General features: G+C 72.4%; 23 protein-coding genes and 1 pseudogene. 16 read left to right on the top strand and 8 right to left on the bottom strand.

The genetic code is table 11. The features are described 5' to 3' along the window. The first annotated feature begins 247 nt into the window (after nucleotides 1-247). The 5 genes from OUY22_RS06305 to OUY22_RS06285 all read left to right on the top strand — a co-directional run bounded on the left by OUY22_RS06305 (nucleotide 248) and on the right by OUY22_RS06285 (nucleotide 5,514). A complete protein-coding gene (locus OUY22_RS06305; protein WP_148030302.1) occupies nucleotides 248-547 on the top strand; it encodes a DUF4193 domain-containing protein in 300 nt (99 codons plus the stop codon). A 16-nt stretch (nucleotides 548-563) separates the two neighbouring features. Further along, nucleotides 564-1,361, top strand: coding sequence for a hypothetical protein (locus OUY22_RS06300; protein WP_270153819.1), 798 nt, complete (start codon nucleotides 564-566; stop codon nucleotides 1,359-1,361). 176 nt (nucleotides 1,362-1,537) lie between these two features. Then, the gene (locus OUY22_RS06295) at nucleotides 1,538-2,497 is read left to right on the top strand and encodes an MBL fold metallo-hydrolase (protein WP_270153818.1); all 960 of its coding nucleotides are present in this window, start codon (nucleotides 1,538-1,540) and stop codon (nucleotides 2,495-2,497) included. 9 nt (nucleotides 2,498-2,506) lie between these two features. Beyond that, a complete protein-coding gene (locus OUY22_RS06290; RefSeq protein ID WP_270153817.1) occupies nucleotides 2,507-4,054 on the top strand; it encodes an FAD-dependent monooxygenase in 1,548 nt (515 codons plus the stop codon). Nucleotides 4,055-4,077: 23 nt separating this feature from the next. Further along, nucleotides 4,078-5,514 carry an alpha,alpha-trehalose-phosphate synthase (UDP-forming) gene (locus OUY22_RS06285; protein WP_270153816.1) on the top strand — a complete coding sequence of 479 codons (1,437 nt, stop codon included), beginning with the start codon at nucleotides 4,078-4,080 and terminating at the stop codon, nucleotides 5,512-5,514. On the opposite strand, the gene OUY22_RS06280 is transcribed toward OUY22_RS06285, so the two are convergent. Beyond that, complete coding sequence (locus tag OUY22_RS06280; protein ID WP_270153815.1) at nucleotides 5,444-5,731, bottom strand: DUF4235 domain-containing protein; 288 nt, start codon at nucleotides 5,729-5,731, stop codon at nucleotides 5,444-5,446. The two genes, OUY22_RS06285 and OUY22_RS06280, sit on opposite strands and share 71 nt — an antisense overlap. Nucleotides 5,732-5,810: 79 nt before the next feature. On the opposite strand from OUY22_RS06280, the gene valS reads away from it, so the two are divergent. From valS to OUY22_RS06245, 7 genes are all read left to right on the top strand, one after another. Then, complete coding sequence (gene valS / locus OUY22_RS06275) at nucleotides 5,811-8,318, top strand: valine--tRNA ligase (protein ID WP_270153813.1); 2,508 nt, start codon at nucleotides 5,811-5,813, stop codon at nucleotides 8,316-8,318. 238 nt (nucleotides 8,319-8,556) lie between these two features. Next, entirely contained in the window at nucleotides 8,557-9,876 is a 1,320-nt protein-coding gene (locus OUY22_RS06270; RefSeq protein WP_270153812.1) for an AI-2E family transporter, read from the top strand. 11 nt (nucleotides 9,877-9,887) lie between these two features. Further along, the gene (locus OUY22_RS06265) at nucleotides 9,888-10,442 is read left to right on the top strand and encodes a PaaI family thioesterase (RefSeq protein ID WP_270153811.1); all 555 of its coding nucleotides are present in this window, start codon (nucleotides 9,888-9,890) and stop codon (nucleotides 10,440-10,442) included. Further along, nucleotides 10,439-10,879 (top strand): dUTP diphosphatase, encoded by a 441-nt coding sequence (gene dut, locus OUY22_RS06260; RefSeq protein WP_270153810.1) that lies wholly within the window; start codon nucleotides 10,439-10,441, stop codon nucleotides 10,877-10,879. Before OUY22_RS06265 ends, dut begins: the two co-directional genes overlap by 4 nt. Before the next feature lie 20 nt (nucleotides 10,880-10,899). Beyond that, on the top strand, nucleotides 10,900-11,538 hold the full coding sequence (locus OUY22_RS06255; RefSeq protein ID WP_270153809.1) for a DUF3710 domain-containing protein: 639 nt from the start codon (nucleotides 10,900-10,902) through the stop codon (nucleotides 11,536-11,538). A 29-nt stretch (nucleotides 11,539-11,567) separates the two neighbouring features. Continuing rightward, entirely contained in the window at nucleotides 11,568-11,954 is a 387-nt protein-coding gene (locus tag OUY22_RS06250) for an OB-fold nucleic acid binding domain-containing protein (RefSeq protein ID WP_270153808.1), read from the top strand. A gap of 4 nt (nucleotides 11,955-11,958) precedes the next feature. Continuing rightward, nucleotides 11,959-12,627, top strand: a complete 669-nt coding sequence (locus OUY22_RS06245; RefSeq protein WP_270153807.1) for a DUF3159 domain-containing protein — start codon at nucleotides 11,959-11,961, stop codon at nucleotides 12,625-12,627. A gap of 156 nt (nucleotides 12,628-12,783) precedes the next feature. On the opposite strand, the gene OUY22_RS06240 is transcribed toward OUY22_RS06245, so the two are convergent. Both OUY22_RS06240 and OUY22_RS06235 read right to left on the bottom strand, forming a co-directional pair. After that, the gene (locus tag OUY22_RS06240; protein ID WP_270153806.1) at nucleotides 12,784-13,443 is read right to left on the bottom strand and encodes a potassium channel family protein; all 660 of its coding nucleotides are present in this window, start codon (nucleotides 13,441-13,443) and stop codon (nucleotides 12,784-12,786) included. Beyond that, entirely contained in the window at nucleotides 13,443-14,111 is a 669-nt protein-coding gene (locus tag OUY22_RS06235) for a potassium channel family protein (RefSeq protein ID WP_270153805.1), read from the bottom strand. Before OUY22_RS06235 ends, OUY22_RS06240 begins: the two co-directional genes overlap by 1 nt. 103 nt (nucleotides 14,112-14,214) lie before the next feature. Here OUY22_RS06235 and OUY22_RS06230 point away from each other — a divergent pair, with 103 nt between their 5' ends. Beyond that, nucleotides 14,215-16,257 carry an APC family permease gene (locus OUY22_RS06230; RefSeq protein ID WP_270153804.1) on the top strand — a complete coding sequence of 681 codons (2,043 nt, stop codon included), beginning with the start codon at nucleotides 14,215-14,217 and terminating at the stop codon, nucleotides 16,255-16,257. Here the strand turns inward: OUY22_RS06230 and OUY22_RS06225 are convergent. After that, nucleotides 16,244-17,872 (bottom strand): alpha/beta hydrolase, encoded by a 1,629-nt coding sequence (locus OUY22_RS06225; protein WP_270153803.1) that lies wholly within the window; start codon nucleotides 17,870-17,872, stop codon nucleotides 16,244-16,246. The genes OUY22_RS06230 and OUY22_RS06225 overlap by 14 nt on opposite strands. 59 nt (nucleotides 17,873-17,931) lie before the next feature. On the opposite strand from OUY22_RS06225, the gene OUY22_RS06220 reads away from it, so the two are divergent. Next, the gene (locus OUY22_RS06220; RefSeq protein ID WP_270153802.1) at nucleotides 17,932-19,185 is read left to right on the top strand and encodes a class I SAM-dependent RNA methyltransferase; all 1,254 of its coding nucleotides are present in this window, start codon (nucleotides 17,932-17,934) and stop codon (nucleotides 19,183-19,185) included. Here the strand turns inward: OUY22_RS06220 and OUY22_RS06215 are convergent. The 4 genes from OUY22_RS06215 to OUY22_RS06200 form a co-directional block, all read right to left on the bottom strand. Beyond that, complete coding sequence (locus tag OUY22_RS06215; protein WP_270153801.1) at nucleotides 19,182-19,781, bottom strand: response regulator transcription factor; 600 nt, start codon at nucleotides 19,779-19,781, stop codon at nucleotides 19,182-19,184. The two genes, OUY22_RS06220 and OUY22_RS06215, sit on opposite strands and share 4 nt — an antisense overlap. Continuing rightward, on the bottom strand, nucleotides 19,778-20,866 hold the full coding sequence (locus OUY22_RS06210) for a sensor histidine kinase (RefSeq protein ID WP_270153800.1): 1,089 nt from the start codon (nucleotides 20,864-20,866) through the stop codon (nucleotides 19,778-19,780). The genes OUY22_RS06215 and OUY22_RS06210 overlap by 4 nt, the downstream gene beginning before the upstream one ends. Next, the gene (locus tag OUY22_RS06205; protein WP_270153799.1) at nucleotides 20,863-21,975 is read right to left on the bottom strand and encodes a sensor histidine kinase; all 1,113 of its coding nucleotides are present in this window, start codon (nucleotides 21,973-21,975) and stop codon (nucleotides 20,863-20,865) included. Before OUY22_RS06205 ends, OUY22_RS06210 begins: the two co-directional genes overlap by 4 nt. A 75-nt stretch (nucleotides 21,976-22,050) precedes the next feature. Continuing rightward, nucleotides 22,051-23,091: a glycoside hydrolase family 18 protein gene (locus tag OUY22_RS06200; protein ID WP_270153798.1), complete on the bottom strand. Its 1,041-nt coding sequence runs from the start codon at nucleotides 23,089-23,091 to the stop codon at nucleotides 22,051-22,053. 119 nt (nucleotides 23,092-23,210) lie between these two features. On the opposite strand from OUY22_RS06200, the gene OUY22_RS06195 reads away from it, so the two are divergent. Both OUY22_RS06195 and OUY22_RS06190 read left to right on the top strand, forming a co-directional pair. Beyond that, nucleotides 23,211-24,125: an LLM class F420-dependent oxidoreductase gene (locus OUY22_RS06195; RefSeq protein WP_270153797.1), complete on the top strand. Its 915-nt coding sequence runs from the start codon at nucleotides 23,211-23,213 to the stop codon at nucleotides 24,123-24,125. 41 nt (nucleotides 24,126-24,166) lie between these two features. Continuing rightward, nucleotides 24,167-24,558: pseudogene (locus OUY22_RS06190) on the top strand (3' terminal RNA ribose 2'-O-methyltransferase Hen1); the annotation flags it as partial.

Raw genomic sequence — 24,558 nt, 5'->3', positions numbered from 1 at the left:
GTCGTACATGTGGTTGGATGTGCCGTCGAACACGGTGGCGCATGACGCCAAGGCTGTGGGTTTCGCCATATTTGGCTAACCACTGCCATAGGCAGCAGGCCCTGACGTGTTGGGAGGTTCGTCGTCTGTTCCCCCGGGGTACCGAGAGGAAATCTCCCGGCGAACGGGCACAAGACGAGCTTCCCGTACGTTGAAAGACGCGCGACGAGCGCGACGACATATTGATGAGGGGGATGGAGTAAGCACGATGGCTACCGACTACGACAGCCCGCGCAAGACCGACGACGACCTGGGCGAGGACAGCCTTCAGGAACTCCAGGCGCGGCGCACGGACAAGTCGTCTGGCAGCATCGACATCGACGAGACCGACCTGGCCGAGTCGCTGGAGCTGCCTGGTGCGGATCTGTCGAACGAGGAGCTCAGCCTGCGGGTCATCCCGCGCCAGGCTGACGAGTTCACCTGCGCGCGCTGCTTCCTGGTGCATCACCGCAGTCAGCTGGCCTCGGAGAAGAACGGCCAGCAGATCTGCCGGGAGTGCGCCGCCTGATCGAGGAGGCATACGCGTGGCATCGACTGATCGACATCCAGAGGACGAGAACGCCGACCCCGGTCAAGAGGTCGGCGAACTCGTGGGCCGGCTCTCCGCGCCCGGTGAGCTGGAGCCGGGTGAGCGGCGCAGGCTGCTCGGCCGTCTGACGCGCGCCCTGTCGGAGGGCGCCGCCAAGGCCGGCAAGTCCGGAGTCGGCCGCGGCCGCTGGCTGGCCGACGTCTTCCTCAACATCGCCCCCCGCATCCCCATCAGAGACCTCCATACCCTCTCCCAGCACCACCACGGCTTGACCGGCGAGGAACTCGCCGACGACCTGGTACGCAACGCCATGAAGGCCACGATGACGGTCGGCGCCATCGGCGGCGCGCTCGCCGCCGCCGAGTTCGCCGCGCCTCCCCTCCTCCTGTCCGCCCCCGCCCAGCTCGTCGCCGAGACCATCGTGGTGGCCGCCATCGAGGTCAAGCTCCTCGCGGAGCTGCACGAGGTGTACGGGGTGCACGTCGAGGGCACCGGCACCCAGCGCGCGGTCGCGTTCACGGCCGCCTGGGCCAGGCAGCGCGGGATCGACCCCCTCGCCCCCGCCTCCGTGACCCTGGCGCTCGGCGCCGCGACCAAGACGGCGCTGCGCAACCGCCTGATGCGGGTCCTCGGCCGTCACCTGACGACCCTGGGCCCGTTCCTCACCGGTGCGGTGGCCGGCGGCACCCTCAACCGCATGGCCACCAAGAAGCTCGGCGCCGCCATCCGGAACGACCTGAGGATCAAGTCCCCCCTGCCCCCCGGCGAGACGCCACGACCCCTCACCCCGTAACCCTCCCCGTGGCCCAGCCGCCCCCTCCGGGACCACCTCCCCGCCCGGAGCGGGCAGCGGGGCACGCGTGGCGGCGTCCGGGCCGGGGGGTTCGTACGTCCGGCTTCGATCTCGGGTGGACCTGATCTCCCGCGCGGGTATGTCGACGGGTACGCCAACCCCGCGTCAGGAGCGTCATGGTCAAGCCGTTCGCCTCGTCGGCGGATCTCGCCGACAAGACCCGCTCCTTCGAGGAGCCCGCCCCCGGCGTCCACGTGCTGACGGCCGAGGGCGACCCCAACGTCGGCGCCGTCGAGGGCGAGGACTTCCTGGTCTGCTTCGAGGCCCTGGCGACCCCGGTGGCCGCCCGCGAGTGGCTGACGCTGCTGCGGGAGCGCACGGACAAGCCGATCCGTTATCTGGTGCTGTCGCACTACCACGCGGTGCGGGTGCTGGGCGCCTCGGCGTTCGGCGCGGACGTGATCGTGGCGCACGAGAAGACCCGCGAGCTGATCGCCGAGCGCGGCGCGGAGGACTGGGCCAGCGAGTACGCCCGCATGCCGCGGCTGTTCCAGGAGCCGTCGTCGATCCCCGGGCTGACCTGGCCGACCCTCACGTTCGGCGACCGGGTGAGCATCGACCTGGGCGGCGACCGGGGGGTGCTGGAGTTGCACCACTGCGGGCGCGGCCACACCGAGGGAGATCTGGTGGCCTGGCTGCCGCGGCGGGGCGTCCTGTTCGCCGGAGATCTGGTGGAGTCGCGGGCGGCGCTCTACACCGGTGACGCCTTCCACCGCGACTGGTCGGGGGCGACGCTGGACCGGGTGGCGGCGTTCGGCGCCCGGACGCTGGTCGGGGGCAGGGGAGCGGTGGCGCACGGCCGGGCCGAGGTGGACGCGGCGATCGCGCAGACCCGGGACTTCCTGCGGGTCATGCTGCGCGAGACGGGCGGGGTGCACGAGCGCGGCGGCACGCTGAAGGAGGCGTTCGAGCGCACCCATCGGGCGCTCGCCCCGCGCTACGGCGCCTGGCCGATCTTCGAGCACTGCCTGCCGTTCAACGTCTCGCGGCTGTGGGACGAGCTGGACGGCGTGGAGCGCCCGCGCGTGTGGACGGCGGAGCGCGACCGCGAGGTGTGGGCGCGGTTGCAGGGCTGAGGAGGAGCGGTGTCGGACGCGCAGGTCATCGTGGTCGGCGCCGGGCCGGTCGGGCTGACGGCGGCGCTGCTGCTGGCCCGCTGGGGGATCCGGGTGCTGGTGGTCGACCAGCGGCCCGGCCGTGAGCCCGCCGGGTCGCGCTCGATCTGCCAGCAGCGCGACGTGCTGGACATCTGGGCGGCCTGCGGGGCCGGCCGGATCGCCGAGGAGGGGCTGGCCTGGACCACGGCCCGTACCTACTACCGGGGCGAGGAGCTGTTCTCGTGGACGTTCGGCGGCCCGCCGCGCGAGGGGGCGCTGCCGGCCTGCGTGAACCTCTCCCAGACCCGCACCGAGGAGATCCTCGACGCGGCCCTGGCCGCCCAGCCGCTGGCCGAGCTGCGCTGGCACCACCAGGTCACCGGTCTGGAGCAGGACGGTGAGGGTGTCACCGTGCGCTGCGGCGGGCGCGTGCTGCGCGCCCCGTACGCGGTGCTCTGCGCGGGCGCCCGCGCAGAGGGGCTGCGGCGGGCGCTGGGGGTGACGTTCGACGGCGAGTCGTTCGACGACCGGTTCCTCATCTGCGACATCCGCGCCGACCTGCCCGGCTGGGAGCACGAGCGGCGCTTCCACTTCGACCCGGTGTGGAACCCCGGCCGTCAGGTGCTCATCCACCCGTGCCCCGGTTCGACCTACCGGATCGACTGGCAGATCCCGTCGCACTCCGCCCCGACCGGGGAGGAGGTGGCGGAGATGATCCGGATGATCGTCGGGGACCGCGACTACGAGCTGCTGTGGCGGACCACCTACCGCTTCCACGCGCGGGTGGCGTCGCGGATGCGGGCCGGCCGGGTGCTGCTGGCCGGTGACTGCGCCCACCTGGTGGCGCCGTTCGGGGCGCGCGGCCTCAACTCGGGGGTGCCGGACGCGGAGAACGCGGCGTGGAAGCTCGCGTTCGTGCTGAACGGGTGGGCGCCGGAGAACCTGCTGGAGACGTACCACCTCGAACGGCACGCGGCCGCCCTGGAGAACCTGGAGGTGACGGCGGCCACCATGCGCTTCCTCGCGCCCCGCACGGACGAGGAGCGGGAGCGCAGGCGGGCGGCGCTGGAGGAGGCGCTGGTCACCGGGCGGGCCGCCGGGGTGGACTCCGGGCGGTTCGCCGAGCCCTTCTGGTACGTGGACTCGCCGCTCACCACCCCCGACCCGGGGCGGCCGTTCCGCGGCAGGCCGGCCAAGGGGGCGTCGTGCGACCCGGGTCCCGGGGTGATCGTCCCGGATCTGCCGGTGCCAGGGGGAAGACTGCGGCAATCTTGCAGGAACGGTTTCCTGATACTCCTGGGCGAAATGTGTGATTCGGGTTTGTTTGCGCAGGTCTTGGGCAAGGTCTGTACGGCGCCGCTCGCCGTTCGCGAGCTCGCGGAGATGGACGGGTCCGGCAAGCTCGCTGAGAGACTCGGCGCCGGGCCCGGTGAGGCGTGGCTCATCAGGCCCGATGCCCATATCGCCGCGACCATCCCCCAAGCGGGGCCGGAGTCGGTGGCGGCCGCTGTGAGGCGCGCGTCGCGCCTTTCGTGACAGTGAGCCCTAGGAGGATTTGGGTGGTTGGCCGTAGTTCGTTTCTGATCGTCGCGAACCGGTTGCCGGTCGACCGGATCGTCGAGCAAGACGGAACGGCCTCGTGGCGTAGAAGCCCCGGCGGTCTCGTGACCGCCATAGCGCCGGTCATGCAGAGGCGCCACGGCGCATGGCTGGGCTGGTCGGGAGCGCCGGACGAGGAGCTCGAACCGTTCGAGCAGGACGGGATGCACCTGATCTCCATCCCGCTCTCGGCCGAGGAGATCGAGCTCTACTACGAGGGTTTCTCCAACGCGACGCTCTGGCCTCTCTACCACGACGTGGTGGCGACGCCGGTGTTCGAGCGGCGGATGTGGGAGGCGTACCGGGCGGTCAACGAGCGCTTCGCCCGCGCCGCCGCCGAGCACGCGGAGGAGGGTGCGGTCGTCTGGGTGCAGGACTACCAGCTGCAGCTGGTCCCCTCCATGCTGCGCGAGCTGCGGCCCGACCTGCGCATCGGCTTCTTCCTGCACATCCCGTTCCCCCCGGTCGAGCTGTTCTGGCAGCTGCCGTGGCGGCGCGAGCTGGTGCAGGGCCTGCTCGGCGCCGACCTGGTGGGCTTCCAGCTGCCCGGCGGGGCGGCGAACTTCCGCCGGCTGTGCCGCCGGTTGCTCGGCGTCCCGTACAAGGGCAACGAGATCTTCCTGGAGGACCGCGTCGTCCGTACGCAGGCGTTCCCGATCAGCGTGGACTTCGGCGAGCTGGACGAGATGGTGCGCCGGCCGGAGGTCGTCTCCCGCGCCAAGGAGATCAGGATGGAGCTGGGCGACCCCGAGCACATGCTGCTCGGCGTGGACCGGCTCGACTACACCAAGGGCATCGGGCAGCGGCTGGAGGCGTTCGGCGAGCTGCTCAAGGACGGCCTGATCAGCCCCGGCGAGGCGGTGTTCGTGCAGATCGCCACGCCCAGCAGGGAGCGGGTGGAGGAGTACCGCCGGCTGCGCGACGACATCGAGCTGCAGGTGGGCCGGATCAACGGCGAGACCTCGGAGTTCGGCAGCCAGCCCATCCAGTACTTCCACCAGTCGTACCCGAAGGACGAGCTGGCCGCGCTCTACCTGGCCGCCGACGTCATGGTGGTCACGCCGCTGCGCGACGGGATGAACCTGGTCGCCAAGGAGTACGTCTCCTGCCACCACGACCTGCACGGGGCGCTGGTGCTCAGCGAGTTCGCCGGGGCGGCCGACGAGCTGCGGCAGGCGTTCCTGGTCAACCCGTACGACGTGGAGGGCGTCAAGCGCCAGATGCTGGCCGCCATGCGGGCCACGCCGCACGAGCTGGCCCGGCGGATGCGTACGATGCGCCGCCGGGTCGCCACCTACGACGTGGACCGCTGGGCCGGTGAGTTCCTCAACTCCCTGGAGTCACCTGCTGCTTCAGACCCCGCCACGAGTCATAGCGCTTCTTGGCGGTCCGGTTGACCACGATCTGGGCGACGGACATGCCGACGCCCATCACCACCGCGTAACCGATGGCCTCACCCATGCTGACCTCGGGGGAGTCCGGGTCGATGGGCGGCTCCTTGCCGGTCGCCTTCACCCAGGCGAACCCGAGCAGCTTGCGGGCCGCCCAGGCCGTCGCCAGGCCCACCAGGCCTCCGACGACTCGCCAGGCGACGTCGGGCTTGTCATCCGCCATGCGATCTTCTCCTTCCCCTTTGTAACGAACCCTAGTCTCTGTCGTGGCCGGCGCCGGGCAAGCCGTACCATGAGGAGGCATGACCCAGCAGCGATCACGCCCTGCCGCCATGCCCGAGAAACCGACTCTCGACGGCCTGGAGCAGGTATGGGTATCCCGCTGGGACGAGCAGGGCACCTACCGGTTCGACCGGTCGAAGCCGCGTGAGCAGGTCTACTCGATCGACACCCCGCCGCCCACCGTCTCCGGGTCCCTGCACGTGGGTCACGTCTTCTCCTTCACCCACACCGACATCATGGCGCGCTACCAGCGCATGATCGGCAAGTCGGTGTTCTACCCGATCGGCTGGGACGACAACGGCCTGCCCACCGAGCGCCGCGTGCAGAACGTCTACGGTGTGCGCTGCGATCCGTCGTTGCCGTACGACCCCGACTTCGTGCCACCGGACAAGCCCGGCAAACGCGAAATCTCCATTTCGCGGCGCAACTTCGTGGAACTCTGCCACAAACTCACGGAGATCGACGAGCAGGCGTTCGAGGAGGTGTGGCGGCGGGTCGGCCTGTCGGTCGACTGGTCGCTGCTCTACACCACGATCAGCGACGAGTCCCGCCGGGTGTCGCAGCGGGCCTTCCTGCGCAACCTGCGCCGCGACGAGGCCTATCTCGCCGAGGCGCCCACCCTGTGGGACGTCACCTTCCGCACCGCCGTCGCCCAGGCCGAGCTGGAGGACCGGGAGTGGCCCGGCGCCTTCCACCGGATCTCGTTCTACGGCGAGCGGGGCCCGGTCTGGGTCGAGACCACCCGGCCGGAGCTGATCCCGGCCTGCGTGGCGCTGGTCGCCCACCCCGACGACGAGCGCTACCGGCCGCTGTTCGGCACCTCCGTCCTCACCCCGCTGTTCGGCGCCGAGGTGCCGGTGCTGGCCCACCACCTGGCCGAGCCCGACAAGGGCACCGGCATCGCGATGATCTGCACGTTCGGCGACGTCACCGACGTGACCTGGTGGCGCGAGCTGCACCTGCCGACCCGCCCGGTCATCGGCTGGGACGGCCGGCTGCTGCCCGAGCCGCCGGAGGGCGTCGAGGCCGGCCCGTACAAGGAACTGGCCGGCAAGACCGTCCACAGCGCCCGCGAGCGCGTCGTCGAGCTGCTGCGCGAGTCCGGCGACCTGGAGGGCGAGCCCCGGCCGGTGCGGCGGCCGGTGAAGTTCTACGAGCGGGGCGACAAGCCGCTGGAGATCGTCACCACCCGCCAGTGGTACATCCGCAACGGCGGCCGCGACGAGGCGCTGCGCGAGCGGCTGCTGGCGCGCGGGCGCGAGCTGGCCTGGCACCCGCCGCACATGCGGGCCCGCTACGACAACTGGGTGGGCGGACTGGCCGGCGACTGGCTGATCTCCCGCCAGCGGTTCTTCGGGGTGCCGTTCCCGGTGTGGTACCCCCTGGACCAGAACGGGCGGCCGGCCTACGACCAGCCGATCACGCCGCCGGAGGACGCGCTGCCGGTCGACCCGTCGTCCGACACCCCGCCCGGCTACACCGAGGACCAGCGGGGCGCACCCGGCGGGTTCATGGCCGACCCGGACGTCATGGACACCTGGGCCACCTCGTCGCTCACGCCGCAGATCGCCGGGCGCTGGGAGAGCGACGACGACCTGTTCCGGCGGGTCTACCCGGCCGACCTGCGCCCGCAGTCCCACGAGATCATCCGCACCTGGCTGTTCGCCACCGTGGTCCGGTCCCACCTGGAGTTCGGCGGCCCGCCGTGGAGCGACGTGGCCATCTCCGGGTGGATCCTCGACCCCGACCGCAAGAAGATGTCCAAGTCCAAGGGCAACGTGGTCACCCCGATGGACCTGCTGGAGAAGCACGGCTCCGACGCGGTCCGCTACTGGGCGGCCCACGGGCGCTACGGCGTCGACACCGCCTTCGACGCGGGCCAGCTCAAGATCGGACGGCGGCTGGCGATCAAGATCCTCAACGCGTCGAAGTTCGTGCTCGGGCTCGGCGAGGGCGGCGGCGAGGTCACCGAGCCGGTCGACCTGTCGATGCTCGCCGCGCTGTCCGCCGCGGTGCGCGAGGCGACCGAGGCCTTCGACGGCTACGACCACACCCGCGCGCTGGAGGCCGCCGAGCGGTTCTTCTGGACCTTCTGCGACGACTACCTGGAGCTGGTCAAGGCCAGGGCCTACGAGGACGGCCCGGCGTCCGCGTCGGCCCACGAGGCCCTTCGCCGGGCGCTCGACGTGCTGCTGCGGCTGTTCGCGCCGTTCCTGCCGTTCGTGACCGAAGAGGTGTGGTCCTGGTGGCGTGAGGGCTCGGTGCACCTGGCCCCCTGGCCCGAGCCCGACGCCGGGACGGGCGACCCGGCGGTGCTGGAGGCGGCCTGCGAGGTGCTCCGCCAGGTGCGCAAGGCCAAGTCCGAGGCCAAGCAGTCGATGCGGGCCGAGGTGTCGCTGCTGGCGGTCACCTCGCCCCGGGCCGCCCTCGTCCGGCCGGCCCAGGACGACCTGTGCGCCGCCGGCAACGTCGAGGAGTTCGTGCTGGAGCACGGCGAGGAGACCTCGATCGAGGTACGGCTGACCTGACCCCGGCGACCTGGGCGCCCTTCCACGGGCGCCCGGGCCGGTGCTCGTCGTGCGGGTCTCCGGGGTGGCTTCCGCGCGTTCTCGCGCCGGTCTTGTCGGAGGGCCGGGGTTTTGGTGACGGTCGTGCGGATACTTCGTAGGGGCCGTAACCCCGCAAAGGGTACGGACGTGCCCCTCCGAAAGAAGGCCGGGCGGATATCCGTACGCGTCCCGGCCGCGAACATGCCAGTCTGGGAGTGTGTTGAGCGACCGCCCCACCAAACTCGTGCCGCCCGTGCTGGCCAAGATGGCCGCGTGGAGCCTGTGCCTGATCCTCACCGGCGTGGTCGTCTTCTACTTCGTGCAGATCATCGCCCGGCTCAGCTTCGTCGTGCTGCCCGTGGCGATCGCGCTGCTGCTGACCGCGCTGCTGTTCCCGATGACCCGGAGGCTGCGCGGGGCGGGCATCCGGCCCATCTACGCCACCTGGCTCACCATGCTGGCCGCGCTGGCGGTGCTGGCCGGCACCGGGTGGCTCGTCGGGGCGCGCGCCACCGAGGAGTTCCCCAACCTGGTCAAGCAGGTGCAGGCCACGGTGGGCGACGTGCAGGAGTGGCTCGTGACCGGGCCGCTCCACCTGCAGGAAACGCAGATCAACCAGTACTTCAACGAGGTGCTCGCCCTCATCGACGCCCAGCGCACCGCCATCACCGGCACGGTGCTGAGCGCCGGCGCCGTGGCCGTCGAGGTGCTCGCCTCCATCGTGCTGCTGCTCTTCGTCACGTTCTTCCTGCTCAAGGACGGCGACCGGATCTGGGGCTGGTTCCTCAAGGGCTTCGGCGGCGTGGCGCCGCGCGTCGACCGGGCGGGCCGGGCGGCGTGGGCCACGCTCTCCCACTACGTGCAGGGCAGCGTGCTCGTCGCCGCGGTGCACGGCGTCATCATGGGCATGGTGCTGGCCGGGATGGGGGTGCCGCTCTGGGCGCCGCTGGCCGTGCTGATCTTCTTCGCCAGCTTCATCCCGATCGTCGGCATCTTCTTCGCCGGCACCGTCGCCACCCTGGTCACGCTCGGCGCCAAGGGCATCGTGTACGCCCTCATCTTCGTCGGCATCCTGGTCATCGAGCAGCAGTTGGAGAACCACGTGCTGCAGCCCCTCATCGTGGGGCGGGCGCTGAGGTTCCACCCGCTGGCGATCATCCTCGTGCTGTCCGTGGGCGGCATCCTGGCGGGCATCGCCGGGGCGGTGGTGGCCGTGCCGGTGGCCGCGGTGATCTACCGGGCGCTGCCCGAGCTGATGTCCGACCGGCGCGCGCTCCTGCCGCCCTCCACCGTGGTCGTCGCCGCCCCGGCGGGCGCGGCCGCCGGCGAACTGCACGTCAGCTCGGCCGGTCCGGTGGAAGCGACGGTGGAAAGGCCGGCGGGCGGGCGTGAGCTCGGCGAGGCGGCGGACACCGGGCCGGGGGCCGGGGGCGGGGCCGGGGACGTGGGCGGTGACCAGCGGGAGTCCGGGGACGCGGACGCGGCGGGCTCGGGGAAAACCGGTGCTGCGGGACGAGCCGGGGCTGACAGCGAGTAATCTCATCACCCGTGACCCGCTCCACCCTGACCACTCCGCCGCCCGGCGCGCAGGCGCCGACGGCCCACCCTGACGGACCGCCGCCCGGCGGTGCTCTCGGCTCCCATTTCAGCCGCTGCTTCGGCTGCGGCGCCGACCATCCCACCGGCCTGCACATCAACGCCGTCACCCCCGACGGGACGAGCGTCGAGGCCACGTTCACCGTGGGGGAGTCGCACCAGGGCGCGCCGGGGCTGGCGCACGGCGGCGTGCTGGCCGCCGCCATGGACGAGGTCATCGGAATGTCCATCTGGCTGCTCCGCAAGCCGTATGTCACGGCCCGGCTGGAGACCGACTACCTCCTCCCCGTTCCCGTGGGCACGACACTCCACCTGCGCGCCTGGTGTACCGGGATCAGGGGCAGGAAGGCGTACCTTGAGGCGGAGGGGCGGATGGGCGCCCCCGAAGGGCCGGTCGCCGTCCGGGCGGCGGCGCTGTTCATCGAGGTGGACATGACGCACTTCGCCGAGCACGGCGACCTCCCGGCCCTGCGAGCCGAACATCAGGACTACGAGGTGAACCCGTGAGCGAGCCGGAGGTGCTCATCCAGCGGCTCGACCCCGGCCTGCCCCTGCCCCGCTACGCCCACCAGGGCGACGCCGGCGCCGACCTGCACGCCGCCGAGGACGCCGAGCTGGCGCCGGGGGAGCGGGCGGTCATCCGGACCGGCGTGGCGATCGCGCTGCCCGAGGGCTACGCCGCCTTCGTCCATCCCCGTTCCGGGCTGGCCGCGCGCCACGGCGTCACTCTGGTGAACGCCCCCGGCACGGTCGACGCGGGCTACCGCGGCGAGATCAAGGTCACCTTGATCAACACCGACGCGAAGGAGCCCTTCCTGCTGCGGCGCGGCGACCGGATGGCGCAGCTCGTCGTCCAGCGGGTGGAGAGGGCGGTCTTCCGCGAGGTCGGCGAGCTGCCGGAGTCGGTGCGGGGCACGGGCGGTCACGGTTCCACAGGACGTTGATACAGGGAGAGTGAGACACAGTGTTCCGTCGTCGCCGTCGTGAGCAGCCGGAGCAGGCCGCCGAGGTGACCCCTCAGGCGCCCATGCGCGAGTCCGGCCCGTGGGACGCCGACGAGCCCCACCCCGACCTCGAACGGATCGACCTGGGCGGGCTGCGCCTGCCCCACAATCCGGCCTTCGACGTGCGCCTCGCCTCGGTGGGCGACAAGCACGTGGGCGTCGTCGTGCTCTGGGAGGAGAGCTCGCTGCAGCTCCAGGCGCTGGCCGCGCCCAAGTCGTCGGGGCTGTGGGAGGAGGTCAGGACCAAGATCCGCAGCGCCGCCAAGACGCTGGAGGAGCGCGAGGGGCCGCTCGGCATCGAGCTGGCGGGCAAGGTGACCGTCGAGGGCGCCGAACGCCCGGCCCGTTACCTGGGCGTCGACGGGCCGCGCTGGTTCCTCCTGGGCGTCGTCAACGGGCGGGCGGCGGTCGACGACGAACTGGCCGCCGGGTTCACCGACTTCATCAAGGACATCGTGGTGGTGCGCGGCGACGAGCCGATGGCCCGCGAGGAGTCGATCCCGCTGCGTCGTCCCAGCGACCAGCCTGCCGCCGACGAGCCCGAGCGGCCGGACACCGACCCGTTCAAACGAGGCCCGGAGATCAGCGAGACTCGCTAAGGACGTCTCATCACATAGGCTGATTCATCATGAGTACGGCAGAGCCTCCCAAACGTGGGGGATTGCGCGGTCTCCTCAGCCGGCTGACCACCAGCCAGTCTGAGATCGAGGCTCAAGAACTGCGTGAGGACGCCGACGAGGTCGGCGCCACCCCCATCGCCGCGTGTGGCGGCCGCCGCCGCTTCTGCGTCGCCGGTACGCTACGTACTGTCACCCTGCGCCCACGTGGCGGGGCGCCCGCGCTGGAGGCCGAGCTCTACGACGGCTCCGACGTGATCGACCTGGTCTGGCTCGGCCGCCGCAGGATCATCGGCATCGAGCCGGGCCGCCCGGTCAAGGCCGAGGGCCTGGTGAGCATCCAGGACGGGCGCAAGGTGATGTTCAACCCGCGATACGAGCTGCGCCCAGGGAGTTGATCAGGTGAGTGCTGAGGCCGAAGAGGTCGCCCACGAGACCGTCGAGGCGGCGGTGCGAGCCCAGCTCGCCAAGGCGTTCGGCGGCGTCCGGGGCATCATCGAGGCCGCCGTGCCGACGGTCGCCTTCACGCTGACCTGGATCACCACCGAAGAGCTGCGGCTGTCGCTCGTCATCAGCGTCGCGCTGTCGGTGCTGCTCCTGCTCGTCCGGCTGGTGCAGCGGTCGACGCCGCAGTTCGTCATCAACAGCCTCATCGGCATCGCCATCGGCGCGTTCTTCGCCAGCCGCACGGGGGACGCCAAGGACTACTTCCTGCCCGGCATCCTGTGGAACGGCGCCTACGCGGTCGGGATGCTGATCTCGATCGTCACCCGGTGGCCGGTCGTCGGCTTCCTCATCGGCTCGGTGACCAACGACCCGGTCGGGTGGCGCAAGGACCCCGGCGTCGTCAAGCTCTGCATCCGGCTCACCTGGCTGCTCATGATCCCGTGCATCGTGCGGGTGGCGGTGCAGCTGCCCGTCTACCTGTTCGGCGGCGGCGACGAGGCGGTCGCCGCGCTCGGCTTCGCCAAGATCGCCATGGGATGGCCGCTGCAGGTGGCCGCCCTGATGGCGATGGTCTGGGTGCTCGGCCGCGGCCGGACCCCGATCAAACCACCGGCCCCCGCCTGACCGGTCGCAACCACCGGCCCCCGCCTGACCGGTCGCAACCACCGGCCCCCGCCTGACCGGTCGCAACCACCGGCCCCCGCCTGACCCGGCCGAAACCACCGGCCCCTGGGCTGAACCACCGGCCCCGCCGGGAGGGCGGGGCCGGGGCCGCGGCGGTCAGTGCTGGGAGAGCAGGTGGGCCAGCTCCTGCTCCACCTCCTGGTTGGCCACGAACAGCAGCTCGTCGCCCGCCTCCAGCGGGTCGTCGGCGGTGGGCACCAGCACCCTGCCCTCGCGCAGGATCGCGACCAGCGCGGCGTCGGTCGGCCACGGCACCGAACCCGCCCGCTGGCCCACCACCGGCGCGTCCTCGGCCAGCGTGAGCTCGACCAGGTTGGCCTGGCCCTGGCGGAACGTCATCAGCCGCACCAGGTCGCCGACGCTCACCGCCTCCTCGACGAGCGCGCTCAGCAGGCGCGGCGTCGAGACGGCCACGTCGACCCCCCACGACTCGTTGAACAGCCACTCGTTGTTGGGATGGTTGATCCGCGCCACCACGCGCGGCACCCCGTACTCGGTCTTGGCCAGCAGGGACACCACGAGGTTGACCTTGTCGTCGCCGGAGGAGGCGACGACCACATGGCAGTTGTTGAGCCCGGCCTCGTCGAGCGAGGCGATCTCGCAGGCGTCGGCGAGCAGCCACTCGGCCCTCGGCACGCTGTCGATCTTGATGGCCCTGGGGTCGTTGTCGATGAGCAGCACCTGGTGGCCGTTCTCCAGGAGCTCGGCGGCGATCGAGCGGCCGACGGCTCCGGCTCCGGCGATGGCGACCCGCATCAGTCCTCGTCCTCCTCGGGCGCAGCGGCCAGCACCTTGTTGATCCGGTCCATGTCGCGCTCGCCGGCGATCACATGGAGCACGTCGCCTTCCTGCACGACCGTCGTACCGGTGATCACCACGGCCTCGCCCATCCGGTTGATGAACGCCGCGCGGGCCCGCGTCCGCTCCTCCAGGTCGACCACGCGGGTGCCGATCCAGGACGGGTTGACGGTCACCTCGGCGAGCACGACCGTGCCGGTCGGGTCGCGCCAGAGCGGCTCGGCGCCCTCCGGCAGGATGCGGCGCAGGATCTGGTCCGCGGTCCACCGCACGGTGGCCACCGTCGGGATGCCGAGCCGCTGGTAGACCTCGGCCCGGCGGGGGTCGTAGATGCGGGCCACCACGTTGTCGACGCCGAACGTCTCCCGGGCCACCCGGGCGGAGATGATGTTGGAGTTGTCGCCGCTGGAGACGGCCACGTAGGCGGAGGCGGACTCGATGCCGGCCTCGGTGAGCACGTCACGGTCGAAGCCGACGCCGGTCACCCGGCGGCCGCGGAAGCCGGCGCGCAGGCGCCGGAACGCCTGGGGGTCACGATCGATGATCGCGATCGAATGACCGTTGTCCTCGAGGATGTGGGCGAGCGTCGAGCCCACCCGGCCACACCCCATGATCACAATATGCATACTCCCCCGCACTTCGCGGTCCAGCCGGTCGCTTGACACCAGTATGGCGGGCGCGGGAGCGCACCGTAGGTCAGCGTCCCAGGGAGGGCTAGCATTCCGTACCGTGGCGAAAGCATCGGATCTCGTCAAGCGCCTGCTCGTGGGGCGGGCGCTGCGCAGCGGCCAGCTCCATGAGCAACTGCTGCCCAAGCGCCTCGCGCTTCCGGTCTTCGCCAGCGACGCGCTCTCCTCCGTGGCGTACGCCCCCCAGGAGATCCTCGTCATCCTGTCGCTCGCCGGCGTCGCGTTCTACTCCTACAGCCCGTGGATCGCCATCGCCGTCGTCATCGTCATGATCACGGTCGTGGCGTCGTACCGGCAGAACGTGCACGCCTACCCGAGCGGCGGCGGCGACTACGAGGTGGCCTCCACCAACCTCGGGCAGAACGCCGGCCTCACCGTGGCCAGCGCGCTCATGGTCGACTACGTGCTCACGGTCGCGGTGTCGGTGGCCAACGGCGTCGACTACGTGGGCGCCACGATCCCGTTCGTCGCCCAGCACAAGCCGACCGTGGCCATCGCCATCGTGATCCTGCTGACGGTGGTCAACCTGCGCGGGCTGCGCGAGTCCGGGCTGGCGTTCGCGGTGCCGGTGTACGCGTTCATGGTCGCCGTGCTCGGCATGGTCGCGGTCGGCGCGTACGAGCTGCTCTTCCTCGGCATCGAGCTGCGCGCCCCCACCGCCGACTTCGGCATCGTGGCCGAGCAGAGCGACCTGACCGCCTTCGCCGCGGCGTTCCTGATCCTGCGCGCCTTCTCCACCGGCTGCGCGGCGCTCACCGGGGTCGAGGCCATCAGCAACGGGGTGCCCGCCTTCCGCAAGCCCAAGAGCCGCAACGCCGCCAAGACGCTGCTCATGATGGGCCTGATCGCCGTCGCCATGTTCGGCGGCATCATCGCGCTCGGCCTGGCCTCCGGCGTCAAGGTGGCCGAGCCGTCGGTGGCCGCCACCGACCTGCTGCGGCCCGACGGCACCCCCGTCGGCCCCGGCTACCACCAGCAGCCGATCATCTCGCAGGTGGCCGACGCGGTCTTCGGCGGCGGCTCCGTGCCGTTCTACGTGCTGTCCGGCGTGACCGCGCTGGTGCTGTTCCTGGCCGCGAACACCGCCTTCAACGGCTTCCCGGTGCTCGGCTCGATCCTGGCCCAGGACCGCTTCCTGCCCCGCCAGCTCCACACCCGCGGCGACCGGCTGGCGTTCTCCAACGGCATCATCATCCTGGCCCTGATGGCGTGCCTGCTGCTGTGGGGCTTCCAGGCCGACGTCAGCCGCCTGCTCAACCTCTACATCGTCGGCGTCTTCGTCTCCTTCACGCTCAGCCAGACCGGCATGGTCATCCACTGGACGCGCCTGCTGCGCACCGAGGACGACCTCAAGGCCCGCCACGAGATGCACCGGTCCCGGATGATCAACTTCTTCGGCGCCGTCATGACCGGGCTGGTGCTGGTGGTCGTGCTGGTCACCAAGTTCGCCGTGGGCGCGTGGATCGTGTGCATCGCGATGCCGCTGCTGTTCCTCATGATGAAGGCCATCAGACGCCACTACGACAACATCGCGGCCGAGCTGGAGCTCACCGACGACCTCGACATGTCCACGCTGCCCGCCCGCAACCACGCGATCGTGCTGGTGTCCAAGGTGCACAAGCCCACCATGCGGGCGCTGGCCTACGCCCGCGCCACCCGGCCCTCCACGCTGGAGGCGATCACGGTCGGCGTCGAGGGCGCCGACGCCCGCCGCCTGCAGGAGGACTGGGAGCGCCACGGCATCCAGGTGCCGCTGAAGATCCTTCACTCGCCGTACCGCGAGATCACCCAGCCGATCCTCGACTACGTCAAGTCCGTACGCCGCCGCTCCCCGCGCGACGTGGTCACCGTCTTCATCCCCGAGTACGTCGTCGGCCACTGGTGGGAACACCTGCTGCACAACCAGAGCGCGTTCCGGCTGAAGGCGCGGCTGCTGTTCAAGCCGGGCGTGATGGTGACCAGCGTGCCGTGGCAGCTCCACTCGTCCGTCCGGCTGTCGGGCCGGCCCGAGCCGCTCGCCCCCGGATCGGTGCGCCGCCCGATCCGGCGCCCGTCCGCCGACAAGGACGTCACCTCCCGCTGACGCGGACGCGCAGGCGCGCGGAGTCCTCGGCGGTCCAGCCGGGCGGGGCCGCGACCGCCGCCCACCCGTCCACGATGAGCGCCCCGTAGCGGTGGCCGTGGCCGGGCGGCACGCCCAGCCCCGACGTCATGTCGCCCAGCACCTGCCAGAACGTCACCAGCGGGAACCAGTTCATCTGCCGGTTGATGTCCGGCGTCCGCGGCTGCTCCAGCCATTGCGGCCGCTCGACGACCAGCCGGGGCGTCCACCACGTCACCGGGTCGGAGGCGTTCTGCAGATAGACCACCCGCGGGCGCGGCTCGCCCGCCAGGTCGGCAGGACGCTGCGCGAACCGTACGATCTTGCCCGACTCGTACACCGGCCGCCAGACCGGGCTCCCGGGGTCGCGCCGGGTGGTGACGTCCCGCCAGATGGGGTTGGCGTGCGGCGGGCCGACGAACAGCGCCCCGTCCGCACGCTCCACCAGGTCGTCCAGGTCGGCGAACGCCCGCTCCATCGCGTAGGCGCCCAGGCTCTCGCCCGCGACCAGCAGCAGCGGCCGGTCGTCCGCGGGCAGCCGCTCCCAGCGCGCCCGGACCGCGTCGAACAGCGCGCGGCCCGCCACCGCCGCCCGATCCCTGTCGGCCAGGAACGACACCCAGCTCGGCAGGTAGGAATACTGCACCGCGACCAGGGCCGTGTCGCCGTTGTACATGTACTCCAGCGACTCGCCGAGGGCCGGGTCGACCCAGCCCGTGCCGGTGGCGCCCAGCACGGCCAGCACCGGCCGCTCGAACGCCCCGGTGCGCTCCAGCTCCCGCACCGCCAGCTCGGCCCGCGCCCGAGGGGTGGGCGCCGCCTGCAGGCCGACGTACGCCCTGATCGGCTGCTCGGCCGGCCGGCCGGAGAACGTCTCCAGCTCGCGCCTGGTCAGCGCGTCACCGGTGAACGTGCGCCCCTCACGGCCCAGCTGGTCCCAGCCCACCAGCGACTGCGGGGAGCCCGACAGCGCCGCCTGCGGCGGCCGGCGCACGCCCGCCTGCGTGGTCTCGTTGGCGACCGACGACACGTTGTTCATCGTGGCGACGAACCCGGAGAACAGCACGTCGTTGAAGAACACCACCACCAGCGAGGCCACGACCAGCACTCCGATCGCGTGTCCCAGCAGGTACGGGACGTAGCGGTCCAGCCAGTCGATCAGTTTGCCCCCGCCCAGCCGCACCAGCCGGGCCAGCGTGAGGAACACGCAGAACAGCACGGCCGCGACCGCCAGGATGACCGGCGGATACCAGGTGATCTCCGTGTCCATGCGCATGAGCGCCCGCAGGTCGCGCTGCCAGCCGTAGCTGTAGGACAACGCCGCCACCGTCAGCGCGGCGCACATCCCCAGCATGACCTCCCATGCCCTCCGCACCCACCGCGCCGGCGGCCGATAGCGGATCACCGCCCGGCCCGCCGCCCCGGCCGACGCGCCCACGCCGTAGCCGAGGATCGCCGTGACGGCCCCCATCACCCCCTGGTACTCCCACGTACGGGGCAGCAGCGAGGGCGTCATCGAGGCGCAGAAGAACAGCGTGGCCAGCAGCGTCCCGCCGAAGCCGAGCCCTCGCCGCACCACCCGCCGCCCCCGCGTCACGATCGTCAACGGTAGCCGACCGACCTGGGCCGGAGCCCGGCGGGCATAGGGTGGCGGGTGTGGAACAGGCAACGTTGGAGCTGACGGTCGGCCCGGTCGCGCACGGCGGCTGGTGCGTGGCGCGCCACGAGGGCCGCGTGGTCTTCGTCCGCCACGCGCTGCCGGGAGAGCGCGTGGTCGCCGAGGTCACCGAGGAGACGAGCCGCTTCCTCCGGGCCGACGCGGTGCGGATCATCGAGGCGTCGCCCGACCGGGTGGTGCCGCCCTGCCCGTACGCGGGTCCCGGTCTGTGCGGCGGCTGCGACTGGCAGCACGCCACCCTGGAGGCGCAGCGCGCGCTCAAGGCCGACGTGGTGGCCGAGCAGCTGCGCCGCATCGCCGGCGTCGAGCGGAAGGTCGTCGTGGAGGAGGTGCCCGGCGCCGAGGACGGACTCGGCTGGCGCACCCGCGTGCAGTTCGCCGTCCGCCCCGACGGCCGCATCGGCCTGCGCCGCCACCGCTCCCACGACGTCCAGCCCATCGACGCCTGCCTGATCGCCCACCCCGAGGTGGAGGCCGTCGGCGCGGAGGCGCACGACTGGCCGGGCGCCCGCGCGGTCGAGGTGATCGCCTCGTCCGGCGGCGAGCGGGCCGTCGTCGTCACCCCGCGGCCCCGCCGCCCCGCCGTCGTGCCCGACCTCGACGCGCCCGCCGCGATCCTGCTCGACGAGGGCAAGGGCAAGACGGTCGCCCGGCGCGGCTCCGGGGTGCTGCGCGAACGGGCGGGCGGGCGCGAGTTCCGGGTCGCGGGCAGCGGCTTCTGGCAGGTCCACCCGGGCGCCGCCGAGACCCTGCTCGACGCCGTCCTCGCCTACGCCGCCCCCGAGCCGGGGGAGTGGGCGCTCGACCTCTACTGCGGCGCCGGGCTGTTCGCCGCGGGCCTGGCCGAGGCCGTCGGGCCCGACGGCGCCGTGTTCGGCCTGGAGTCCGACGCCGCCGCCGTCCGCGACGCCCGCGCCAACCTCCGCGACCTGCCCCAGGCCCGGGTGGAACGGGGCCGCGTCGAGGACGCGCTCGACCGCTACGGGATCGAGCGCGCCGATCTCGTCGTCGTCGACCCGCCCCGCGCGGGCCTCGGCCGCGACGTGGTGGACCGCATCGCCGCCCTGCGGCCCTCACGCGTCGTGTACGTCTCCTGCGATCCGGCGACCCTCGCCCGCGACCTCGACCGGCTGGCCGGCCACGGCTACCCGCTGGCCGACCTGCGCGCCTTCGACGCCTTCCCGATGACCCACCACGTGGAGTGCGTGGCGCTGCTGGTCAGGGCGTCCTAGAGCCAGCCCATGCGCTGGGCCGTCCTGATGGCCTCCAGCCGGTTCTGGGCGTGCAGCTTGGTCATGGCGCTCGACAGGTAGTTGCGTACGGTCCCTTCCGTCAGGTGCAGCTCGCCCGCGATCCGCGCGATGGTGTGCCCGTCGGCGGCCAGGCGCAGCGCGTCGCGTTCCCGGTCGGTGAGCGGGCTGTCGCCCGCGGCCATCGCGGCGGCGGCCAGCTGGGCGTCGAGGTAGCGCCCGCCCGCCTGCACCTTGCGGATCGCCATGGCCAGCTCCTCGGAGGAGGCGTCCTTGCCGAGGAAGCCGCTCACCCCGGCGGCCATGGCCCGGCGCAGGTACCCGGGCCGGCCCAGGCTGGTCAGGATCACGATCTTGCACTGGGAGCTGATCTGCTCGGCGGCGCTCAGCCCGTCCATGCCCGGCATCTCGATGTCCAGCACGGCCACGTCCGGCCGGTGCTCGGCGACCGCGGCCATCACCTCGTCGCCCCTGCCCACCTGGGCCACCACCTCGATGCCGTCCTCCAGGTCGAGCAGCGCGGCGAGCGCGCCCCTGATGAGGTGCTCGTCGTCGGCCAGCAGCACGCGCGTCGTCATGCCGGCATCACCATCCTGAGCGCGTACCCGCCGTCGGACGTGGGCCCGGCCACCAGCGTGCCCCCGGCGCCGCGGACGCGCTGGGCGAGCCCGCCGAGGCCGTCCGGCGCGTGGTCGCCCACCGGGCCGAGGACGCCGTCGTTGGTCATCTCCAGGATCCCCTCCTTGATGGTGATCGTGCAGTGTTCGGCCTTGCTGTGCTTGAGCACGTTCGTCGTGCCCTCGCGGACCACCGCGGCCAGCAGGGTGCGGGTCTCGGGCGGGAGCGTGTCGGCGTCGCAGTCCACGGCGCAGCGCACGTCCGCGGCCTCCAGCACCGCCCGGACGCTGGCCAGCACCTCGTCCAGGTCGAGCGCCCGGTAGCTCTGCACGGTGGCGCGCACCTCCCGCAGCGACTGCCGGGCGAGGTCGCGTACCTCGAACATCTCCCGGCCGGCCGCCTCCGGGTCGGCGCGCAGCAGCTCTTCGGCCCCCGCCGCCCGGGCCGCGATGCCGGTCAGGCTCTGGCCGAGCAGGTCGTTGAGGTCGCGGGCGAAGCGCAGCCGCTCCTCCGACACGGCCAGCATGGCCCTGGCCTCCTGGCCCTCGTGCGCCTCCTTGATGATGCGCCACAGCCACAGGTTGACCGGGACCCCGGCGACCAGGGCACCGGTCAACAGGGCCTGCAGCAGCAGGGCCGCCGGCTGGAACCCGCTGGCCACGGTGATGACCGCCTGCACCAGCACGACCGAGCCGGCCGCCACCAGCCAGACGGTGCGCCTGCGCAGCCACGGCGCCAGCATCGCCGGCCAGATCGGGATCGTCGGGAGGACGGGGAGGACGGCCAGCAGCAGCGTGGCGACCCCGGCGACGGCCAGCAGCCGGGTCGGCCGAGGCGCGCCCCTGACGGCCAGCCGGAACCCCCGCATCGCGAGCACCACGACCAGGACCACGAGCGCCGCCGCTCCCGCGAGCACGAGGTCCGGCACGCCGTGCGTGCGCAGCGCGTACAGCTGCACCAGCCCGAGCAGGCCCATGGCGTAGAGCAGGTCGGTCGAGTAGACGACGAGCCAGCGGGCCTTGTCCAGCTTGGTGACCCGTCTCACGCCGGCACCTCCGCCCGCAGCGCGAACTCTCCCTCGCGGACCGGCCCGGCGGAGAAGGCGCCGCCCGCGGCGGCCATGCGCTCGGCCAGGCCGCGCAGCCCGCTGCCGGCGCCGCCGGCCGCGCCGTGCACGCCGTCGTTGCGCATCTCCAGTACGCCGCCGGCCAGGGTGATCGAGCAGCGGGAGGCGGAGCTGTGCTTGAGCACGTTCGTCGCGCCCTCACGCACCACCCAGGCGAGCAGCGCGCGGGCGTCGGGCGTCAGCTCCGCCGTGCGCGCCTCGACGACGCAGCGGGTGCCCGCGGCCTCCAGCACGGCGCGCGCCCTGGCCAGCTCCTCGTCCAGGTCCAGCGAGCGGTAGCCGTCGACGGCGAGCCGGACCTCCTGCAGCGACTCGCCGGCCAGCCGCCGGACGTCGGCCATCTCGGCCGCGGCCTTGCCGGAGTCCTTGACGGCGAGCTTGGCGGCCAGCTCGCTCTTCAGCGTGATGACCGACAGGCTGTGGCCGAGCAGGTCGTGCAGGTCGCGGGCGAACCGCAGCCGCTCCTCGGCGACGGCGAGCCGGGCCTTGGCCGCCTGGCTGTCGTGCGCGTCCCTGATCGTCCACCACAGCCAGCGCCACAGCCAGATGGCCAGCGACATCGAGACGGCCGCGACCAGCTGACCCGGCAGCACGGCCGGCCAATCGGGGCCGGCCGTGTGGTTCAGGAACGTGACGGCCGTGACCAGAGCCGCCCCCACCAGGGCCGACGCCCATAACGGCAGGTAGAGCACGACGACGCTGAGCCAGAAGTACGCGGTCACGTCCCAGGACATGTAGTCGCCGCCGGGCGGCAGGCGCAGCAGGACGATGCCCACCACCGCCGCGCCGGAGACGGCCAGCTTGACCGTGGGCCGCGGCCGGCTGTCGAAGGCGTCCCTGAGGATCAGGGAGAACAGGACGAACACCACCGCCATGCACACCGCCGAGGCGGCCCCGGTCGCCCAGCCGATCGTGCCCTGCCGGACGGAGAGGAGGATCACGATGAGGAGGATCATCCCCGTGAGGAGAACCAGGCCGTCCATCCAGTAGACGAGGATTTTCCGCGCCGTGTCCGGCCTGGAGGCCACCGTGTTTCCCCTAACCGCTCAGCTGCCGCTTGTCTGGCCAAAGCCTATAGTTCCCGGCAGCAGCGGCCGAAAGGGTCATCCTCGGAGGATCCGCGCCGCCTCCGGGTCGGGCTCGGCGCCCCTGAGCGACAGCCACGCCAGCCGGTGGCGGGCGGCGAACGCGAGCAGCGCGCGCGCGTCGGCCGCGCTCAGGTCGGCCGGACCGGCCGGCACACAGGTCAGCGCCAGCCGGGGCCACGCCTCGTCCGCGCTCGCGAGCCCGTACGCCCGCGCGACCTGGACGCGGGCGGCCCGCAGGGCGAGCGCGAGCCGTCGCAGGCGGCCCTCGGGCGCTGCCTGCGGCTCGATCCTGGCCAGCACGTTCACGGTGGCGATGTCGGCGCCCGCCTCGCGGGTGAGCCGCAGCATCTCCGCGTCGCGGGCGGTCAGCCCATCGGCCCGCAGCGGCAGGGTGAACCCGGCCCGCAGCGGCCGCTCCCGCTGCAGCGCCCCGATCGCGCGGGCGCGGCGCAGCACCGTCGCCCGGTCCCCGGGGTCGGACAGCTCGAACTCGACGTACGCGGCGTCGAAGGCCCCCACGGCCCGCCGGTAGGCGGCGGTCAGCGCGTCCGGCCTGGTGCAGGTGGCGGCGGCCTCGCCCGCGGGGCCGCCGAAGACCAGCCCGGCGTCGCCGCCCAGGGCGCGCAGCCGGCCGACCCGGTTGGCCACCGGGTCGTGGCCGAACGCCAGCCGCCCCGCCCACCGCTGCGCGCAGCCATCGGACGCGGGGCTCAGATGACCGAGCGCATACCAGCGCACGCCGGTGCGGCGCGCGTCGGCGGGAAGGTCGAAGCCGGGGTCCGCGGCGGTGTCGACGAACGTCACGAACCCGGACGGACCCGGCCCGGACGGACCCGGCCCGGACGGACCCGGCTGCGACGGCGACGCGGCAGGCGGCGAGCCGGGGACGGCCCGCGGGGACGAGGGCGCGGGCACCGGGGCGGCCCGGTGGAGCCCGGCCTGGGCGGGCAGCAGCGAGACCGCCGTCGCGGTGGCCGTCGTGAGCGCGGCGGCGGCCAGGAAGGTGAGCGGGCGCGGGAGCGTACCGCTTGGTCTGCTGCGCCGGGAAGCTGACATGAGCCACTCCGAGTGATCGCCCTACTACTGAACGCGGTCGCGTGTGGACGTTAGCAAGCCTTCGGGGCGGCGCGTGGTCAATCTCCGGATGGCGTCCGCTTTGGATCGATAATGGCCGCATGAAGTTGCGGATTTTCACCGAGCCCCAGCAGGGCGCCACCTACGACGAACTGCTCACGGTGGCCAGAGCCGCCGAAAGGCTCGGTTTCGATGCGTTCTTCCGCTCTGACCACTACCAGCGGATCGGGGACGGCGACCAGGGGCCCGGCTCCACCGACGCCTGGATCACGCTGGCGGGGCTGGCCCGCGAGACCTCCTCGATCAGGCTGGGCACGCTGGTGACGCCGGCGACGTTCCGGCTCCCCGGGCCGCTGGCGATCAGCGTGGCCCAGGTCGACCAGATGAGCGGCGGCCGGGTGGAGCTGGGCCTGGGCACCGGCTGGTACGACGGCGAGCACGCCGCGTACGGCATCCCGTTCCCGCCCACGGCGGAGCGGTTCAGCCGGTTCGAGGAGCAGTTGGAGATCGTCAAGGGGCTGTGGGCGGCGGAGAGGTCGTACTCCTACGACGGCTCCTACTACCGGCTGGTCGACTCGCCCGCGCTGCCCAAGCCGGCGCAGCGGCCCGGCCCGCCGATCATCATCGGGGGCTTCGGCGCCAAACGCACCCCGCGCCTGGCCGCGACGTTCGCCGACGAGTACAACGTGCCCTTCCACACCGTCGAGGAGACCGGGACCGCCTTCGAGCGGGTGCGCCGGGCGGCCCAGGAGACGGGCCGGGACCTCCTCATGTCGGCGGCGCAGACCGTGTGCGTGGGCCGGGACCCGGCCGAGCTGGAACGCCGGGCCGCCGCCATCGGCACGCCGCTGGACCGGCTGCGCGAGGAAGGGCTGGCCGGGACCCCGGCCGAGGTGCTGGAGAAGATCGGCGCGTTCGGCTCGCTCGGCGCCGAGCGGATCTACCTGCAGGTGCTGGACCTGGCCGATCTGGAGCACCTGGAGCTCATCGCCGCCGAGGTGCTGCCGCACGTTTAACCGATGGCAGCGGTTCGCCGGGCTGATGCACACTTGTCCGCGTGCTCCTGACGATCTCCACCACCGCCCGTCCCGCCACCGACCTCGGCTTCCTGCTGCACAAGCATCCCGACCGGGTGCAGCGGTTCGGCCGGTCGTTCGGCGAGGCCACGGTGTTCTATCCGGAGGCGGGGGAGGAACGGTGCACGGCGGCGCTCCTGCTCGATGTCGACCCGGTCACGCTGGCCAGGTCGCGGAGCAGGGCCACGCCCGACTTCAGCCTGGCCCAGTACGTCAACGACCGGCCGTACGCCGCGTCGTCGCTGCTGGCGGTGGCGCTGGCGGACGTGTTCCGCACCGCGCGGGCCGGGCGCTGCACGGCCAGGCCCGAGCTGGCGGCGGCGCCGCTGCCGCTGGAGATCCGGCTGCCCGCGCTGCCCTGCCGGGGCGGCCC

This window comes from Nonomuraea corallina (genome assembly GCF_027620315.1).
GTDB lineage: Bacteria > Actinomycetota > Actinomycetes > Streptosporangiales > Streptosporangiaceae > Nonomuraea > Nonomuraea corallina.
Note: the sequence above shows the minus strand (reverse complement) of the source record. Positions and strands in the feature narration are given on the sequence as shown.

Bases quoted from the DNA above. Each gene is read 5' to 3' on its own strand.
- OUY22_RS06305 (WP_148030302.1), top strand. From the start codon at position 248: ATGGCTACCGACTACGACAGCCCGCGCAAGACCGACGACGACCTGGGC.
- OUY22_RS06295 (WP_270153818.1), top strand. From the start codon at position 1,538: ATGGTCAAGCCGTTCGCCTCGTCGGCGGATCTCGCCGACAAGACCCGC.
- OUY22_RS06280 (WP_270153815.1), bottom strand. From the start codon at position 5,731: ATGGCGGATGACAAGCCCGACGTCGCCTGGCGAGTCGTCGGAGGCCTG.
- valS (WP_270153813.1), top strand. From the start codon at position 5,811: ATGACCCAGCAGCGATCACGCCCTGCCGCCATGCCCGAGAAACCGACT.
- OUY22_RS06250 (WP_270153808.1), top strand. From the start codon at position 11,568: ATGAGTACGGCAGAGCCTCCCAAACGTGGGGGATTGCGCGGTCTCCTC.
- OUY22_RS06240 (WP_270153806.1), bottom strand. From the start codon at position 13,443: ATGCGGGTCGCCATCGCCGGAGCCGGAGCCGTCGGCCGCTCGATCGCC.
- OUY22_RS06235 (WP_270153805.1), bottom strand. From the start codon at position 14,111: ATGCATATTGTGATCATGGGGTGTGGCCGGGTGGGCTCGACGCTCGCC.
- OUY22_RS06215 (WP_270153801.1), bottom strand. From the start codon at position 19,781: ATGACGACGCGCGTGCTGCTGGCCGACGACGAGCACCTCATCAGGGGC.
- OUY22_RS06200 (WP_270153798.1), bottom strand. From the start codon at position 23,091: ATGTCAGCTTCCCGGCGCAGCAGACCAAGCGGTACGCTCCCGCGCCCG.
- OUY22_RS06195 (WP_270153797.1), top strand. From the start codon at position 23,211: ATGAAGTTGCGGATTTTCACCGAGCCCCAGCAGGGCGCCACCTACGAC.